This window comes from Chitinophaga varians (assembly GCF_014529945.1).
Taxonomy (GTDB): Bacteria; Bacteroidota; Bacteroidia; order Chitinophagales; family Chitinophagaceae; genus Chitinophaga; species Chitinophaga varians.
On sequence record NZ_JACVFB010000008.1, the window covers coordinates 113,610 to 130,914 of the forward strand.

Sequence of the window (17,305 nt, forward strand, 5' to 3'; positions counted from 1 at the left end):
ATGGAATTGAATGTTAAAACGAATAGGTCACCGATAAAATAAAATGGCTGCCGGGTTTATATTCACTGCTGATCATGTCGCCATCGGTATCACTTTGATAGGCATCACCGGTGCGCTTTATGCGCGCTTTTTCGTACTTGTAGGTAAAGTTTTCATCCTCTGCCATCCGGACCGGCTGATTGAGGATATTCTGGGCGCTGAACTTGACCTGCAGGCTTTTGATGATACGCTGTGTCAACGCCAGGTCCAGCGCCTCCCGTTCCAGTTCTATCAGACTTCCCTGGTTGCCTTGTACCACCACCGGCACCGTGCCCTGGTATTTCACGCTGAATGGCGCGCCGTTGGCCGCGGCATAAATACGTGGGCCTATCTTATTCCAGGAGAGCGCCAGTTTAGTTCCTGTACCTGCATTGTCATAATATAAGCCCAGGTTCAATGCATAAGGCGCCTGTCCCTGTAGCTGTCGGGAATAATGCGGGTTCATCGCAGGATCGGGATTTCTGAGCACGGAAGTATCAAGACTTTTATTTACTTCGCTTTTGATAAGGCTCAGGTTACCGATGAAGGAAAGATTCCTAAAAAAGGGTGCCGGGATAAATCCAAGGTTTTTACGCAGGTCGATTTCAATTCCCTGTACGACTGCTTTATCCGCATTGCCAAAACTGATGCTGGCAGGGCCGCCGAAATAGAGATTGCGCGTAATCATTCTTTCGATAGGGCTGGTCAGTTCTTTATGAAAAACGCCCACGCTGAATGTCTCTGCCTTATCGTTGTTCCGGGGATACCATTCTATGCGCGCATCATAGTTAGTAGCATTGGCTGGTTTTAAAAGATGATTACCCTGCACCGTCTGATTGTTCAGCTGGTCCAGTTCCTTATAGGGCGATAACTCCCGGAACTCCGGCCGGTTCACGGTTTTTCCGTATGCTGCGCGGACCACCAACTGCTGAACAGGCCGGTAGCTGATGTTTACCGAAGGAAGATAGTCAGTGGTTTTATTATCTACCAATACAGGATAGTTGATGCTGCCCTGATTAGAACCAGGTATGGCGCCTGCTACTTGCTGACGGTCATATTCCACTCTCACACCACCATAAATATCCAGCTTACCGTTCAGCGGCAGGAGACTAAGCGCTACATAACCGGCGTTGAGCTGTTCCGTGGCGGTATAGGCGTCACTACCGCTGGTACGGTCAAACACTTTCAGCGCGCTGCCATCGTCTTTCAGATAATCTGTGCTCCAGACTTTTCCCAGGTCCTGCTCTGTGAAGAATACCTTGTTGAAATCCATGTACTGGCCATTGCTCCCGATGGTAGCATTCGCGTTTTCCGGATAGCCGGCGGAGTTCAGATCACCCTCGTTCAGGGTATAGGCGCGGCGAAATAACACCCTTGACTTCCATTGCTGATAGGTACCGGCTTTAACGGTCATCCAGGGCATTATTTTATGGGTATAGTCAACAGCACCGTTGTAAACATTTTCATTGTTCCGCGACCAGGTGCGCGATATCATTCCCCGTTCCAGATTATTATTTCTGTTTTCTATATCGTCAGGACCTTTGATGTACCGGTAAGAAGCCACCCAGCCGAGGTCCTCTGTTTGTCCGAATCCTCTGGCGCCTCCTCCGTCCTGGCGGTTCTGATTAAAACGGACCACCCGCTGGTCTGGTATCAGTTGACGACTGAAGGTATAGCCCAGGTTCCATTCCAGCAGCTGTTTACCTTTTGTAAAATAATGCTCCCCGCCGAAGTTGGCAGCGTATAAAAATCGTTGGGTATACCCTAAAATGATATTGCGTTCGTATACATTATAACCATAGGTCTGCTCCTTCCAGTTTACACCGGTAAGGTGCGTCAGATCTGTTGTTGCATCACCCACCACATACTGGTTGTTTTTAATCGTGCGTACCACGGTAGTAGCCTGTCCCTGTTGCAACAAATAGTTTTTAAAAAACAGCCGGCTACTATCCCGCAGCTTATAGGTAAAATTCTGTAGCAGGTTCAGCTGCACGGTTTCCATACTTTGGGATTCGCGGGTCGTTTCATGGGTGCGCCTGCCGTTGCCATCGCTTCCCCAAAAACTGGCAGCACGATCTATATCCAGTTGCTGGCTTTCTGTCTTATAGCTCAGGGAGCTCAGCATACCCAGACTTTTACCGCCGATTTTAAATGTATTATAGTAATTGGCCGTCAACTGCAGCATCGGCAGCGCCGTCTTGTAACCATATTGCAGATAAGGACTGAAGCTTTGCGCGTACTCTTTCTGGGAAATGCCGGCCCTGGTGAAGTCACCATAGCCCGGTACAGTAGCAGGCAATTTCCGGACGCCGTTGTCGAAACCGAGGAAATCCGTACCGCTCCCGTGATAGGTCATAAATTTACCATTGAAAGTAGTACCTGGCCGATATCCCATTTGCAGCTCTACATCAAAATGTTTTACCGCTTTTGCATCTTTGGTAAATATTTTGACAGCGCCTCCCGTCATATCGCCCATCAGATCGGGTGCCGGAGATTTGTATACCATGATCCTGTCGATGATCCTGCTCGGGAGCAGGTCCAGCGAAAAAGCCCTGGAGTATAGCTCCGTACTGGGAGCGATGTTGCCATTGAGGTAGGTCAGGTTGTATCGCTCATTCATCCCGCGGATGATGACAAATTTGTCGTCTTTTACCGTTACGCCGGAGATTTTCTTCACCACCTCGGCCACATTGCGGTCGGCGCTCATGGAAATCTGTTGGGAGGAAATCCCCGACACGACTGACTGCGCGCTTTTGATGCTCTCCAATACTTTCCTGTCGGTGGTATGCGCTACGTTATGTACTTTCCTGCCGGCCGCGCTGACCACAATTTCTCCCAACGCTCCACCACCGGCCTGCATACGCACGTCGTAGGTGAGACTATTACTCAGCCGGACCGGCTCCATAAAAGACGAGTAGCCGATATACGTTACCTGCAACGTATATTCGCCGGCCTTCACTCCGCTAATGGCATAATACCCTTTATTATCGCTGACGGTGGACCTGGATGCACCATCCAGCTTAACAGAAGCACCGGCCAATGGCGCAGCGGTTTCAAAATCCACTACGCGGCCTTTGATGATATATGCTTCACCCGAAGCATCTGTTTCATGTTGCGTATGTGTATCCACAGCAGGCAGCTTTCTGCCTATCACCATCTTTTTATTGTCCACGATATTGTATGCCAGCGAAGTATTGTCCAGCAAATAACCAGCAATTGTTTTTAATGTCGCCTGACGGAAACTCCTGGTATATCGCCTCTTTACTTTATCTACTTCAGACGCCTCGTAAAAGATCCGCATACCGGTTTGTTTTTGCAGTACATCGATACATTCTTCCAGTGTATTCTCTGAAAATGAAATATCATATTTTGCCATTCCGACGCCATCCTGCCCGAAACCCAATACAGCAAACAACAGCAACAAAGGCAACAGGAGTAAATATTCTCTCTTCCATAACATCCGGTAAATGTGAATGACCATCTCTTTTTTCATTTTTTTTCGTTTAGTTACGGGCATAAGTTCCCCTCCATCATTGATCATGATTTAAAAAATTTTCGTTCTTATATGTATCGGAATTAGTTCACCTCGATCAGGTTACCAGTTTGCTTTATTTTCAGCCCATAAGAAAGGGACAGGATGTTGAGGATTCCGGCTATGTCATCCTCTTTCAAAAAAGATCCGGTAAAAGTGCGCTTGTTAATTTCCTCGTTGCGGGAAACGATCTTCACCTGTAAACTTCCTTCCATGGCTGCAAACACCTCTCTTAATGGCGTATTTCTGAATACCAGCAATTGCGAGGTCCATTCAGTATTAACAGCGACGTCCCTTTCTGTTTTTCCTTCCCTGCGCCGAACGGCATACGTAAATTGCTGGCTGGCTGACAATATGGAAAGCGGTTCCTGCCGCGCATCCGGAACAACTACCTGAACACGTCCCGTTTTAACCGTCACCCGGGCTGTTTCAGTGGCACGATCGTCTGACACCACAAATGATGTTCCCAATACCTTCACATCCAGATGTGATGCTTTTACGGTAAACGCCGCCGTGGAATTCTTACGGATGTCGAAAAAAGCTTCCCCACTGAGCTCAACATTTCTGTGGCTATTGAATTTTTCGGGATAACGAAGCCGGCTGTTGACATTCAATACCACCACGGAACTATCAGGCAATATTATTTCCCGGACCTGGTGCTGGTTGGTCACCACGGTATACATGGCCGGCGCACCCATGATATTCCGGAGGTTATTTCTGAACAAATACCCCGCGAAGATGACACTGATTACAGAAGCTGCCATGGCCCATCTCAGACGATACTGTTTTCCGGGGTTCATTTGAATAGCAGCCTTAATATTTCGTAAGGCGATCATCTTTCTCTCATTGTATTGCCCATGGTCGGTATCTTTATCAGATGCCTCCTTCGCCTCCCTGAACCAGTGCTCAACGATAGCTTTTTCTTCTGTTGAAGACTGGCCGGACAAATAATTACTGACAATGTTTTTTAACCGCTGCAGCTGCATCATAATAGTCGATTCTCTATTAGTATGTGCTGAAAGCGGATGGGTAGTACCGGTGAAAGCAGGTTAAGGAATTGTTACCAAATTAATTGGCGTAAAAGATGAGCACCAGGGCGATGCTATGCCGTAAGGCCTTCAAGGCAATGTGTAGCTGATTCTTAACGGTTTGTTCCGAGATGCTCAGTTTCAGCGCGATCTCGCCAATACTGAGTTTGTATTGTCTGCTTAACAGGAAAATTTCGCGGGTGCGGGGAGAAAGCCCGGCTATTTCCTTTTGTATTTGCCTGGACAGATCCTGCTCCTGTAAACGGTTCAGGATACCGTCAAATACCGGCAGCAGGTCTTCCTGAATCCGGTCGATCTGTTCGGGTGAACTTAGCAGTGATTCCAGTTTCTTAATTGACTGAAACCGTACCGCCTGGAAGAGATAACTCTCGAGGGATTGCTGTATGGTGATGGTATCGCGCCTTTCCCAGATGGAAACAAATACCGTCTGCACGATATCCTGTGCATCATCATAAGAGCGGAGCAGTTTATTGGCGAAGCTGAACAAGGGATGCCAGTATTGATTGTACAACAAATCGAATGCCTTCATATCGGAGCATTGGATACGAAGCAAAAGGTCGGTATCATTCATGGCAGTTGTACGTCTGGCGCTCATAAAGTTGCCACAAAGTAAACATCTTTTTATTTCAAATGCCGGAGGGATGCGGAGAGACCGCATTCCGTCACCACGGGATTTTCAATACGGGTGCGGTTTATTGCGGTAATATTATGCTTTCGTTAAGAAAACACCCGGCAGGTTGATAGGTACAAACACAAAAAGAGAAGGCCCCTACCCCGCAGGCCTTCTCATCGCTACACATCCCCTCTCACATTAAATGCTCATATAGGTATGCAAATGTCTGATCCATACCACATCATCCTGTTTTGCCGTATTATATATGGTATCCCAAAACCTGATGAAATTGATGCTTGTAACATCTGCATAACGTTTTATGTTGGTATCCGGGCCTGAGCTGGCATTATCAAATCCGCGTAATGAAGTTGATGCAGGCACAAAGGGCAATCCTTTGAAAATAAGGAGATGCAGACCGGAGGTCACCTGAAAACGTTGTAATAAAATTTCCAGTGTGATCACCACTATCTTTCCGATTCTTGCATACCTGGCCTGGTCAAACCTCCATATTTTATAATCCGGAGACGAAGAGGTATCGAAAGTAGGCGTCCAGGTCCCTTCTTCGTAAGCCGGGAGATCCGTTGTTAAAGCAATCGTGCCGCTTTTATCGGGGAAGTTAAATGTCCGGGCGCCTGTATTGGAAAATTTTAGATAGCTGTCGTAAGACAAGGCAGAGTCTTTAATGGCCAGTCCGGCATTACTGCCATAGATGGCATATCCGCTGCCTGTATTTTTATAGCCACCAGATTTACTTAAAGCGATAGAGGAATTGAAGAAAGCAAAATTACCGAACGTTTTTTCGCCTCCTACGGTCTCGTTGCCCGTGAGGTGGACTACCTCCGCATTATTCGCTTTCAGGTTCAGTGCGGCTTGCTGGGCAGTGCTAACGGGTTTATCTATGTCCTTTGTATTGTCTGCATTGCCTAGTCCCACATCTGTTTTATCCAGTGCAACGGCGCCGATTTTATTATTCACTGAAACCACCGCATCGGTGTTACTCACTTTTTTCCAACCGCTACTGCCGTTGCTGATGATCCAGTCGCCGGTTTTATAGGCTTCGCCATTGTAGTTACCGGCTTCGTTGATCAGAAAATACCAACCCAGGTTGGCAGCACTGGCAGCTGGTAATGGTTTACCATCAATGGTAGTATCCGAAGAGCTGACCAGATTCTTTACCGCAGCATAAAAGCCTTTGAATTTCACATTGCCTAAAACGGCGTCCGGCAGTTGCGATATGAGTATTTTACCGGTGGCGGTGTCCAGGTCCGCTTTTGTGAGCAGTTTCTCGTCCATTTCAGATCTGAGTGAATTGCCCTGCTGTTTCATGTTGTCGGCCAACTGGTATACCGCCGCGCTTGTAGCCAGTACATCAGATTTGTTCTGGTCGGTAGCATCAGACACGGCGTTGGGCAAATTGCCCAGGCCTACCTGTGCCTTTGTCACACCGTGCGGATTGTTCTGATTAGCCACGTGATTGGCGATAGCTTCCTGGTCGGCCTTAGCGTTCAGCAATGCCCGCAGCCCGTTTACATTATCGATGGCCAGCTGGTCTTCGGTCAGATGAAAATAAGAATCCATCAAATCCCAAAATTGTTGCTGGGTGGGGTAATCTCCTGTTTCAAACCAGGATTTAAGCCTGTTTCTGTTTTGTAAAGCCATATTTTTTTATTGAGACAGCCAACCGGTATCATCTTTCTCCGTGGATGAATGATCAGTGCAGGCTGAATTATTTAGAGTACATTGAAAGGGATAACATTAACCATCAGTTGGCTGCAACGATTACATTCCGGCGCCACCGTTTTCTGCCGGCGCGGGCAGCGGCAGGTCTTTCCAGGCAATGTTTGCATAAGCCTCCAGCTCTCCGCCTTCCTGTTCCACAAATGCCCTGTCTGCCAATGAATCGGGCGTCAGGGCACGACGCATCGGATTTCCATATCCGACCATTTCTCCGAGCGCGTTATAATAGGGCTCTTCCCATTTAGCATGAATTACTTTATTTGGCAAGATCTCTACTGATAGTTTTTTCATTACTCAATATTTTAAAAAGGGGTTAACAGTATTATACAAATTGTTTAAAGCCGGCAAAAGGATAGGTTTCTCCTACTAACCGGTTGGCGCCACCGGCCACAGCATCCGTAAACGGATCAAAAGACAAACGGCTTACCTGCATCTTCTGATATCTCCAGTTTGCCACAGGGCCAGCCCATGCGCCCAGCGGGTCTACTTTCCAGGGTTCATTGCGGTCCGGTTTGGAAGGGAACCACAGCCCTACGGTCCATCTGCCTGGCACATCCGGCACAAAATGATTATTCACCTGTACCTTTACACCATCCACGAAAAACTCGACCTTGTTGGCATACCAGTCGAACCGGAACTCATGGAACTCACCGTCCCACACATTTTTATCCAGGCTGGTCAGCATGGCCAGGTATTCATCCTGGAAGGGATCGGTGCCAAATGTAAAGCCGTTACCGCCGCCCAGCTCACCTTTCCAGTTGTTGCACTTCATATTTGTTTTGGTAGGCTGATGAAGGCGTTGTATTTCATCATTGACCTTCACCCAGCTCTCCGGCAGATTGGGTTTCGCGGCATTTATGAGTTTCCACGTCCCGTTTTTGGAAAAGTCCGGATCACTGGCAACGGCCACCAGTTCACCATTCCACACGATGTTGTAGTTAGGCGTCAGCATTTCGGCCACGGTAGCGAAAACATACATAGCATTATGACTGGGCAGCTCAATATCAATTTCGTTGTTTTCAACGATGTAATAACCATCGCCATAACTTCCCTGTCGGTGTAAACCCTGTGCCAGCAGCTGTTCATAGCGTGGGTCCTGCGGATATACTTCCCCGTAGTGGAAAGTCCAGAAGGCGGGTGCTACGCCTATATTTTCCGGTAACTTCGCTGTGATCCTATAGCTGCCATAGCCGCAATATTCCTTCGTAGACATCACTGCACCGACTCTGGTCGTCCAGAGACTACCGTACTGCGGGTCATTGGGGATGTCATGGGTTTTGGGACTGCCGTCTCTGTTATAACCCTGCAACTCCCCATCGTACGAATCACCATGTGCCTCAAACACCAACAGGCCATCCTGCAGATAGATATTTTCAGGGGCCACCCCGCCGTTGGCGCCGCCCCAGGCCTTTGCCATCGGGTAAAATGCGTTGACGACGGTACGTCCGGCCTCCGTGGGATTGTTTTCAAAATCAGCCACAATTGGGGCCAATGCCTTTGCATCGGGCAATATCTCTATGTCCATCGGCGTCGTTACGCCGGTGCTGTTTTCTATGTAAAATTTCTTGCGGCCCACCGGAGCGTCGGGCGGTACGGTACATACAATGCGATTGTTGTCCAGGACGATCATATTTTTCCGGAGTATCCTGTATTTATTGGCGGGATTGTTATAGTCTTCCAGGATACCGGCAGGATAAGGGGGATCCTGGTACTTCCCGGCTATATTCCCGTCCATGATGACGTCCGTGAAATAAACATATTTGAATACTCCGCCCACCGCACTCATGACAGTACTGTTATCCACCGTTTTATTGCCAATTTCCAGGTTATGGAGACCGGTATCCACAAAGGCAGAAGCATTGGTGAATTGCCCGGTAGATGTGTCCACATAGTTCAGCCACATTTTGGACTGTGCAGGGTCCACTGCCCGAAACACCAGTATTTTATTCCAGCTGTCGGGGGTAATAGTCCCGCTACTGATGATCTCTTCCGTTGCTGCAGCACTTTTGTGCCTCCACCGAATTTTACGTGTTGCACAGTCTACATACACATATATCCCGTTTTCACCACTTGCCATTGCCGAAATGAGCGGCCATTCACCGGTAGCAGGCAAATCTGCCGCCGCCACATAAAAGTGCACGCCAATGGAATAATATTTATTTCCGGTGTTACTGGTGATATCCGCCAGGGTGATGGGCACAATGACACCATCTCCTTTCTTCACCACTTTCACGCCGATACTATCCAGCACCTTTACCGTACTGCCACTGGAACTACAGTTCGTAAAATTTCCGAACCAGTCATTCATGGAATACTCCAATGAATAATACGCGCCGATTTTCATTGGCAGCATAGCATCTCTGAAGCTGCCGCCAGGCTTACTATAAATCAGTTCTGAGTTATGATAATATTTCTGCTGAATGGCTGCCGTTTTAAATTCAGTGGGTGCATTAAACACCATATCCAGCTTCCCTCCGGCAGGATCATTGTTGATCAGTCTGAAAACATAGGTCTCCCCGCTTTTCAGGTTATTGATAACCGGCGGATTAAACACTGTACCATCAGGCAATACCATTAATGCCTTGCTGATAGTGGTATAATTACGCTCTTCATCAGCGGCCTTTGCTTCACGGACCTTCAGCGTCATCACCTGCAACTGCGTAGCTTCTTTACCTGGTATCCAATTGATTTTCTTAAGCTCAAAATTCATATTACAACTTTTAACAGTGTCGGTTAAACGAAATTATTCAGTTCCATGTTCATGATTACGCCCGGACTGTTGCTCGCTCCCTTTGTCATGTAGAGCCTGAACCAGCTATCGTTCTGGTCGTCGTACTTCTCATACAATTCGCCACCACCGGTAATTTGCGGGCAAATCACCTGTGTACCTTTGGCGGCCTGGGGATACAGGGTATTTAAATCTTTGTCGGACATAGGGCTGGTAATATCGGTGCGCACTATTTTAGCCGTGCGGGCGATAGTTTCCTGGAGCAGTTGATACAGCGTGGCATACGCCTCCTGGTCTGCCTTCGCTGCCAGCAGCTGTCGCAACCCGCTTATATTATCGATCCCGATCTGGTCTTCCGTTTTATGTAAAAAACTGTCCAACCACTCCCAGAATTGCACCTGTGTTGGATATGCACCCGTCTGAAACCAGGATTTCAGTTTATTTCTTGATTGAATGGCCATAATAATTTCCTTTAAAGTTTCATAATCCACAGGGTAACGAAAAACGGTGGACGGTTTTCGTGCGGAGAGCCGTATCCGGAAACAGACGTGGTGCTGTTGTTACCGAGCCTGCCCTGACTTAGTAACCATCCGGGGCCATATTTGTTTTCCTCTGCACCATCACCCCAGGTTTCATTGTCATACCGTACGGCGGTATAATTGTGGCTATGCGGGCCGTTCTGGTCTGCCGTCAGGGACACCCAGTCCTTACCGCCCAATTTTCCCAGATCGTTATAATCCAGCTGGGTAGGATCGTATCCTACAGCAAATCGGCCGCCGCGGTTTCTGGTGCCGTTTGCACCGTTACAGATAGCCCATCCGGTCCTTTCATTGATACCTAAACCGGAACTATCGAAATTGGCCTGTAAATAGGCTTTACTGCAATCCACTTCTATCACATCCCCTCTTTTCCAGACATTGTCGATGCGTTGTCCCAGCCTGGTTTCCAGCGAGGCGATGGTGCCTTTTAATCCCAGCAGGGTATCTATTCGTTGTAAGCTGCTGTAGGCGATTCCACCGGCAGCAAAGCGCGCCTGTCTGGTAAAATATACATTACGGTCCACCAGATCGGCAAATTTCCGGGGTTCTTTCAGCTCTTCCACAATCCAGGTGGATTGTTTGGCGCCACCGATAAACGGCAGCAGTTCACCATTATAACTGATCCATCCATTCGCCACAGTATTACCATTATCCTCCATTCCGGACACTATTACCGCGCTACCTACCAGCCGGGCCAGTGCTCCCAGCGATTCGCGGTAAGACTTCTGCATAAAGTCAAGCGTATACTGGGTCATCGGGAATCCGCCAAGGTTTGTTAATTCTTCTACTCTGTTCATGCTCTTTGTATTTTATAAGTCTTACCAGCTAATTTGTAATTATTGATTAAAGCGCTCATCTCGTTTTCGTCAAAAGACAGGTTACGCGGGGTGAACACATAAAAACTCACGGGGTTGCTGCCCACCTCCTCTTCGGTGTACAGATACAGCGGCTTGTTTTCGGATTCCTGCCAGAGATAGACCGGCTTCTGTTCAATCTCCTGATAGAGATAAACCGGTTCGTAGATCATACCATCCCTGATTTTAATCCTTCTCAGCGAAATGTCGTACCGGTCGTTTAAAAGTCTTTCCAGGTATACTACCTGTGGCGTTATTTTTAACCGGTAAAGATTGGCGTCCCGGTTACGTCTGAACTGCTGATATAAGTAGTTCACCGGATTGCACAACGCCAGTAGCCATGCCACATGTCTCATCTTGCGCAACTGGGGAGGCATGAGTAATCTCACCAGTTTGGGGAAGTCTATTTCGTAAATCCTGCTCATATAATTACACTTTGAGGGAGGTATTCAATATGCAGATCGTCCTTCGGCGATTTTATTCTCAGGTAACCTGCATCCGGACTGTATTTCACGTCAAAGGCAGTAAACGGCACATCAGAGTAACTGGCCTGTGCCTGTACGATGTGCGGGATCACCACACCATCTACTTTCTGTAAAGCATCTACCAGGTAGGACAGTACGAATACGCCGTTAAAGGGCAGGTTCCTGAGGTAGGTTTTAATACAATTCAGTATCGGCTCGGAGTCAGCGCCATCCAGGCGGACGCCGTCTTTATCCAGTACCAGCGGGTTGTAATAAATTTTCAGTGAGAGCTTGAGGCTGTCTGCATCGCGGCTTTCCACGATCAGCGGATTGACGCCGGCATCTTTAATGCGCTGCATATATTCCTCGAAAGCGTCCAGTTCTGTCAGGGTTAATGGGGCAAGATCGCCTCCGCTCATTTTAGCCACCTTCATTTTCAAGCCCCTGGTTTGTTCCACTACCGCGCAGAAGGTCACAATCTTTCTGGCGTTGATCTGGTCTTCTGTCAGTCCTGTGGTATCGTAGTAGTCTTCGTCCTGTACCAGTTCGGCGCCATACTGAAAGTCTTTAGCTTTGTTGGCATACCACCGCAGGTGATGCGGGGAGCGTTCATCAATCAGGCTGGTCACTTCGTTCTTGTGCTGGTCGAAGAGGTTTTCCACCGCCCACACAGTAACGGCCACCACATATGTCCACATGCGCCAGATGGCTGTTTTACTGGTACTGGTAAGGCCCGCTAAGGTAGCAGATGTCTTCACCCTGCCGATGATATCTTCCTGTATTTCAGTTATTGTTCTTGCCATAATAAATATTGTTCTGTTACGCTCTTTTTCTGCGTCTGGTTTTAACTTACCCGGAAATCAATCTGTATTCCCATATACCCGATGCCGCCTTTTATAGCCGCGTCGTCCTCAGCGGTAAACGCATTGGCGGGGAAGATCCTGTTATCCCTTAAATATTGAAATACTCTCTTATTAGTCACCTCCACGTCCGGTACCAGTAAATATTTACCAGGTATCAGATTATCGGTAATACTGAGTTCATTCGTATTGGCAAACTCGAAGAGCGTATCTATCCCGCCTTTTGTCTGCATGGCGATATCCAACAGGCACTGATGCGGTTTTATATCAACTGTTTCCATATACTGCGTCTATGTTTAGTTCCCCTTTATCGGTAATATCCACTGATCTTACCAACATACCATCTTCCACAAACTGCATTTCCAATTCGCGCAGCAGATCGCCAATGTTGTTGTCCTGCAGGTAACCGAAGGCATCTATGCCTACTGTCGGAAATTCCTTAAAGGACCCTTTGTTATTGATCAGCAGCATTTCCTGATGTTGCAACGTGCTAAAGCCGATGACCAGGTCTTCATTGCTGATATCCAGATCGATGTCTTTATTAAATAATATATCTTTCATGATAATTGACCGTTAAAAACGCCTGTTACCGGTCCCCCATTAGGGGGCGCCGTTAATCCGGCCGTGTAATTAATCTGCGCGGTTTTCACATAGGTATCCACCGCTTCCGCCAATTTGCTGCAAAACATCTCCAGGCTCTGTTCTTCATCAGCGTCTGCATCTTTTACATCTTTGAATACCTTTTTAATATCTGCGGCTAATGTGCTTTTATTCAGTGGCATGGTATTATTTTAGAATTTTGGATAAACGATCTTTGATAGCAACAAACGCCGCCTTGTTCATGGGTGCATAGATTTTCACGATTTCATCCAGCAGGTCATCCAGGCACTTTTTCAGGGTGTCGTTACCATTGCTGACCAACAAACCATCTTTGTCAAACTCCATGTATTTTTTATCAGCGTTGTATTTTACCTTTTCAATTTTTTCGGTGCTGATGACGACATAGTCATCGCTGCCATTGATACGGCCGATCAAAACACTGGAGCCTTTTGGCGGGATAGCCGCTATCCCGTCATGCGCACCCGCAACGGAACGCAGGCGGACATTGGCAATTTGTAGTCCGGTAGCCAGCTGTACGTCCACCACGCCGGCTTTTTCATCCGCTTCAAGTACCGTTGCCGGAATAATGGTAGCATGTGTTTGACTAAGCTTTCTTAGCCCCTGTACCAGTTGTGCCTGTTGTTTGTTCATCTTTCTTACTTATTTTATCCCCAATTCCACAAACCCTTCTGGCGCCACCGGTACCAAAGGTTACCTCCGTACTATCCAGCACATATACACCATCCCGGTCATTATAGTTTCTATCCCTTAATGATACGGCAAACCCTGGTGCTGAAAATGGTTGCAGAAAGGCTGTCACTTTCCCATCATAACCATCATAACTTAACTCTTTCAGTCTTTTGAGCGCCACTTCTTTCAAACCTTTCAACTCTTTCGACCCCTTCGGCCCTTTCAACTCTTTGTCCGGATCCACATCGGGTACATAAAACGTCCTGATGTCGCCCCTTTCGCCAACTGTCACCTCTTCTGCAACGTTTCTATTGGTAAAATGGATCACTCTCACCTTTAAGGGGGCATCAATGGCCTTCCTATATCTCAATTGTTCGCTGCTGACAAGATTCAAACCAATACCATACCTCACAGGGTCTTTGATCTCCTTATATTTCAGGGGTTCAAACCTTTTCCCCGTCCATTTTCTGTTCTCGTTACGGACGGCCTGTTTCCCTGGCTGTAAATCCTTCAACCCGGCATATAATTCCGGCCCGTTGAAATAGATGGTAACAAAAGCCTCTCTTTTCAATTTTTCCAATGCTTCCAATCCTGTCTCACCATTGAAGCTCATTTTTACAAGTGGGATATTTGGGATCTTATCACTCAGCACGATATCCGTACCTTGACGGATGAAATTCAGTACGTCCTTAACGGTCGTTTTAGGCGGGTTCTCGTATGTAGGATCTTTTTCACGATATTCCTGCAGTTTCTTCAAGGCCGGAAATTCCTGTGTAATTACCTTGTTTCGTAGCTGCCAGCTATACCCCTCGCATTCGATCACACAGGGTGTGGTAAAATCTATTCTGCTTACGAAACCCTCAAACTCCAGTTCATTTTCATCATCATAGCCTAACCATATCTCCACTGCATCTCCGACCTTAAAGAACGATCCTGTTTTCTCCGCCACTCTTCTTGCCGCTCTTTCCATCACCTCTTCCGAAAAAGCAGATTTTCCACTTCTGGTGTTATCTCCTGGTTCAAGTATTGATGCGGTAGTCAATTCGCCCGTTTTATACAGCACGGCAGAAGTAGGGATCCGTATAGTGGCGGTATCTACGAAAGAATAAATACTCCTTTTTACTTTCACTTCATTTACGTCCGTGAAGAAGTGCTGACCTATTCGTATTTTGCAGGTAAGTTTAAACATTATCTAAAAAAAGTTTAAAGGGACTATCACTAACCAGATTTATTTCGTACGGCTTTACGTTCTCTATTCCCACGAGTTCGGGCCAGGTAAGGTCTGTCATGACAACCTGCCCCTTATCCAAAAAAAGATCTGTCAACACACTTCTGAGAAACAATACCGTATTTCGCTTGTAGTAGTCATCAAGCTCCTTGATTTCATTAATAGGAAACATATTATCTTCCCTGACAATAATTCCTTTAATATTAATTTTGTAATCTTCTCTGCTAATCAGCTCTTTTACGGTACCGATGCTATTTACCATGGATGTTTCCACAATTGTTTTGCGGCCGGATATTTTTATAACAGGATTACGAAGTTGTAATGCCGGTCCCGATGGATTGGGGCCGAGACTTACCGGCATAAAATACGGTCGGCCGAACTGTTCCCTTCCATAATAAGACGAGGCCTTACCTCCTTTCGTTGGATTACCCGGCTTATGTATGATATCAAAAGGTGGTGGATTGTAATTCCAGACATCTTTAAAGTATTTCTCTAAAAGTAGCTTGCTTGTCATATGTTGATGGCGTTTGCACTATTTAATACACGAAGCAGGGCTTCTGTTACCATTTGCTCCACGTCGTTCACTCCTTCTCTCAGCTGGGTGGTGCTGATATTGATGTTATCAAACAATTTCTGTAGGTTGATGATAATATTCTTGTTACCACCACCGGTAATACCTTCTGCCCTATCTTTCGCCGTGTTCAGGCCGCTTAGCGCTTTTGGGCTATCGGCTTTTCCACCACTGGCCGTATTGCCGGCTCCGGTAAAGCCTTCCGGCACCTTTGGAATTCCCAGCGGATTGCCCAGTTTTATTTTGGGAGCGCCCGCGCCTTTTTCAAATCCATCTTTAACGGCTGAACCGATCTTTACAGCATTATCAGCAGCATTTCTTAAAGCAGTGAACCCTGTCAGATCGGAGACAGCTGTTTTTCCAGCTTCCCAGGCCTGCTTCCATTCACCTTTGAGCATGAGTTGGATCGTCTTAATAATCCCGGTTATGCCATTCGCCATTCCCATTATACTATCGATGACGAGATGCCCTATCAGCATGGCGAGACCTTTTAGCCCTTCCCATACGCCCAGTATCATGCCTCTGAATCCGGCAAAAGTGTTCCAGCAATAAATAACGGCCCCCACCAAAGCAATGATACCTCCTACTATCAGACCAACAGTACTAATGCTCATAACAAAATTCACCGCCGCCTGTCCCATCTCCCATAATTTATAGGCGATCACCAGGCTTCCGATCATGGAAGCAAGGACGCCCAGCCAGGTGGAGTTTTCAGAGACCCATACCGCCGCGGTTTGCAACCAGGTAGCGATTGGAATCAAGGCGTTGTTAATAAAGTCGGTAGCAATAGGTAATAACGCCGATCCGATCGTTGTCTGGGCAGTTTGCAAAATGTCGTTAAACTGTTCCCATCTGGACGTGGCAGACTCGCTTTGTTCTTTCATGCCGTCGGCAAAGGCCCCGTTACCAGAAGCGGTACCTGCCATCACGGTGGTCAGTTGTTCCGCTGAAATTTTTCCGGCCTTCAGGCGCTTCTCCAGCTTCTCCACTTCAATACCGGTTTTCGCCGAGATTTGCTCCAGCGGATTAAATCCTGCCGCTGTCAATTCCTTCACCGTTTCCGAAGTGAGCTTACCGGTTTCTGTGATTTTACCGTAGGTCTTCACCAGCTCGGCCATTTTCTCTTTGTTGCCGCCACTGACATTCCCCAGCATTGTTAAAGTGGGGATCACATTTTTGGCCGCCACCCCATTCTCCATTAACCCCTGCGCATTCGCAATGAGTTCATTGGTCCTGAAAGGTGTGCTGGCTCCCATGCCCTGTAGGTCAGCAATCATTCCCTTGGCGTCTGCTGCATTTCCGGTGAACTTCTTAAACGCCAGTTCCGTCTGTTGGATGTCCATGCCCATTTTGAGAAGGCTGGAGGCCCCACTGATAATTTTATCGGCCGGGAAATCGAATTCCAGTTTTCCTTTTTTCTTTCCCCCTTCTCCGGCCGCATCAGCAGGGCCTGACAGGGCAGGTGACGTCGCCATCTCACTGGCGGCAGCAGTAGCCTTATTCAGTTCATTGATGGTACTGCTGAATGTATTGACGCTGTCGATCCTGCCTTGCAAACCAGCCTTTACCCTATCCAGTGCAACAATTGAGGTCATGGATTTGGAACTGTTGCGTAAGGCTTCTATCTTCTCCAGCTTTTTCTGAATTTCCCCGATGGACATGCTCATGGTGCCATTGTTGGCAATCACCTTTCGCTGCCAATCAGACACCTTGCCAAACGCAGCAATAGCAGCTTCGTTCATCTCTCCAAATCCTACGCTCATATCGTTACTCTTTTTTACTTTACTTTCAGATCAGCCCTTATCTGATGGACTGTCCTTTT

General features: G+C 47.3%; 17 protein-coding genes. All 17 read right to left on the minus strand.

Features of this window, described 5'->3' with window-relative positions; translation table 11 throughout:
* Positions 1–13: 13 nt before the first annotated feature.
* The 17 genes from ICL55_RS31465 to ICL55_RS31545 all read right to left on the minus strand — a co-directional run bounded on the left by ICL55_RS31465 (position 14) and on the right by ICL55_RS31545 (position 17,246).
* A complete protein-coding gene (locus tag ICL55_RS31465; RefSeq protein WP_188105302.1) occupies positions 14–3,511 on the minus strand; it encodes a TonB-dependent receptor in 3,498 nt (1,165 codons plus the stop codon).
* An 83-nt stretch (positions 3,512–3,594) separates the two neighbouring features.
* Positions 3,595–4,539, minus strand: a complete 945-nt coding sequence (locus tag ICL55_RS31470; protein ID WP_188105303.1) for a FecR family protein — start codon at positions 4,537–4,539, stop codon at positions 3,595–3,597.
* 79 nt (positions 4,540–4,618) lie between these two features.
* Positions 4,619–5,194 carry an RNA polymerase sigma factor gene (locus ICL55_RS31475; protein WP_188105305.1) on the minus strand — a complete coding sequence of 192 codons (576 nt, stop codon included), beginning with the start codon at positions 5,192–5,194 and terminating at the stop codon, positions 4,619–4,621.
* 216 nt (positions 5,195–5,410) lie between these two features.
* Positions 5,411–6,790 (minus strand): hypothetical protein, encoded by a 1,380-nt coding sequence (locus tag ICL55_RS31480; RefSeq protein WP_223151659.1) that lies wholly within the window; start codon positions 6,788–6,790, stop codon positions 5,411–5,413.
* 201 nt (positions 6,791–6,991) lie between these two features.
* Entirely contained in the window at positions 6,992–7,240 is a 249-nt protein-coding gene (locus tag ICL55_RS31485; RefSeq protein ID WP_188105310.1) for a hypothetical protein, read from the minus strand.
* Positions 7,241–7,271: 31 nt separating this feature from the next.
* A complete protein-coding gene (locus ICL55_RS31490) occupies positions 7,272–9,659 on the minus strand; it encodes a glycoside hydrolase family 16 protein (protein ID WP_188105312.1) in 2,388 nt (795 codons plus the stop codon).
* A 23-nt stretch (positions 9,660–9,682) separates the two neighbouring features.
* Positions 9,683–10,138 carry a hypothetical protein gene (locus ICL55_RS31495; RefSeq protein ID WP_188105314.1) on the minus strand — a complete coding sequence of 152 codons (456 nt, stop codon included), beginning with the start codon at positions 10,136–10,138 and terminating at the stop codon, positions 9,683–9,685.
* A gap of 11 nt (positions 10,139–10,149) precedes the next feature.
* Positions 10,150–11,013, minus strand: coding sequence for a hypothetical protein (locus ICL55_RS31500; protein ID WP_188105316.1), 864 nt, complete (start codon positions 11,011–11,013; stop codon positions 10,150–10,152).
* The gene (locus tag ICL55_RS31505) at positions 11,010–11,495 is read right to left on the minus strand and encodes a hypothetical protein (RefSeq protein WP_188105318.1); all 486 of its coding nucleotides are present in this window, start codon (positions 11,493–11,495) and stop codon (positions 11,010–11,012) included. Before ICL55_RS31505 ends, ICL55_RS31500 begins: the two co-directional genes overlap by 4 nt.
* Positions 11,492–12,337, minus strand: coding sequence for a nucleotidyltransferase (locus tag ICL55_RS31510; protein ID WP_188105320.1), 846 nt, complete (start codon positions 12,335–12,337; stop codon positions 11,492–11,494). The genes ICL55_RS31505 and ICL55_RS31510 overlap by 4 nt, the downstream gene beginning before the upstream one ends.
* A gap of 41 nt (positions 12,338–12,378) precedes the next feature.
* Positions 12,379–12,675, minus strand: a complete 297-nt coding sequence (locus ICL55_RS31515; RefSeq protein ID WP_188105322.1) for a hypothetical protein — start codon at positions 12,673–12,675, stop codon at positions 12,379–12,381.
* Positions 12,662–12,955, minus strand: coding sequence for a hypothetical protein (locus ICL55_RS31520; protein ID WP_188105324.1), 294 nt, complete (start codon positions 12,953–12,955; stop codon positions 12,662–12,664). Before ICL55_RS31520 ends, ICL55_RS31515 begins: the two co-directional genes overlap by 14 nt.
* Entirely contained in the window at positions 12,952–13,176 is a 225-nt protein-coding gene (locus tag ICL55_RS31525) for a hypothetical protein (RefSeq protein ID WP_168872823.1), read from the minus strand. Before ICL55_RS31525 ends, ICL55_RS31520 begins: the two co-directional genes overlap by 4 nt.
* A gap of 4 nt (positions 13,177–13,180) precedes the next feature.
* The gene (locus ICL55_RS31530; RefSeq protein ID WP_188105326.1) at positions 13,181–13,645 is read right to left on the minus strand and encodes a hypothetical protein; all 465 of its coding nucleotides are present in this window, start codon (positions 13,643–13,645) and stop codon (positions 13,181–13,183) included.
* Positions 13,599–14,873 carry a hypothetical protein gene (locus ICL55_RS31535; protein WP_188105328.1) on the minus strand — a complete coding sequence of 425 codons (1,275 nt, stop codon included), beginning with the start codon at positions 14,871–14,873 and terminating at the stop codon, positions 13,599–13,601. The genes ICL55_RS31530 and ICL55_RS31535 overlap by 47 nt, the downstream gene beginning before the upstream one ends.
* Complete coding sequence (locus ICL55_RS31540; RefSeq protein WP_188105330.1) at positions 14,866–15,426, minus strand: DUF6046 domain-containing protein; 561 nt, start codon at positions 15,424–15,426, stop codon at positions 14,866–14,868. Before ICL55_RS31540 ends, ICL55_RS31535 begins: the two co-directional genes overlap by 8 nt.
* Positions 15,423–17,246 carry a tape measure protein gene (locus tag ICL55_RS31545; protein WP_188105333.1) on the minus strand — a complete coding sequence of 608 codons (1,824 nt, stop codon included), beginning with the start codon at positions 17,244–17,246 and terminating at the stop codon, positions 15,423–15,425. The genes ICL55_RS31540 and ICL55_RS31545 overlap by 4 nt, the downstream gene beginning before the upstream one ends.
* Between the last annotated feature and the right edge of the window lie 59 nt (positions 17,247–17,305).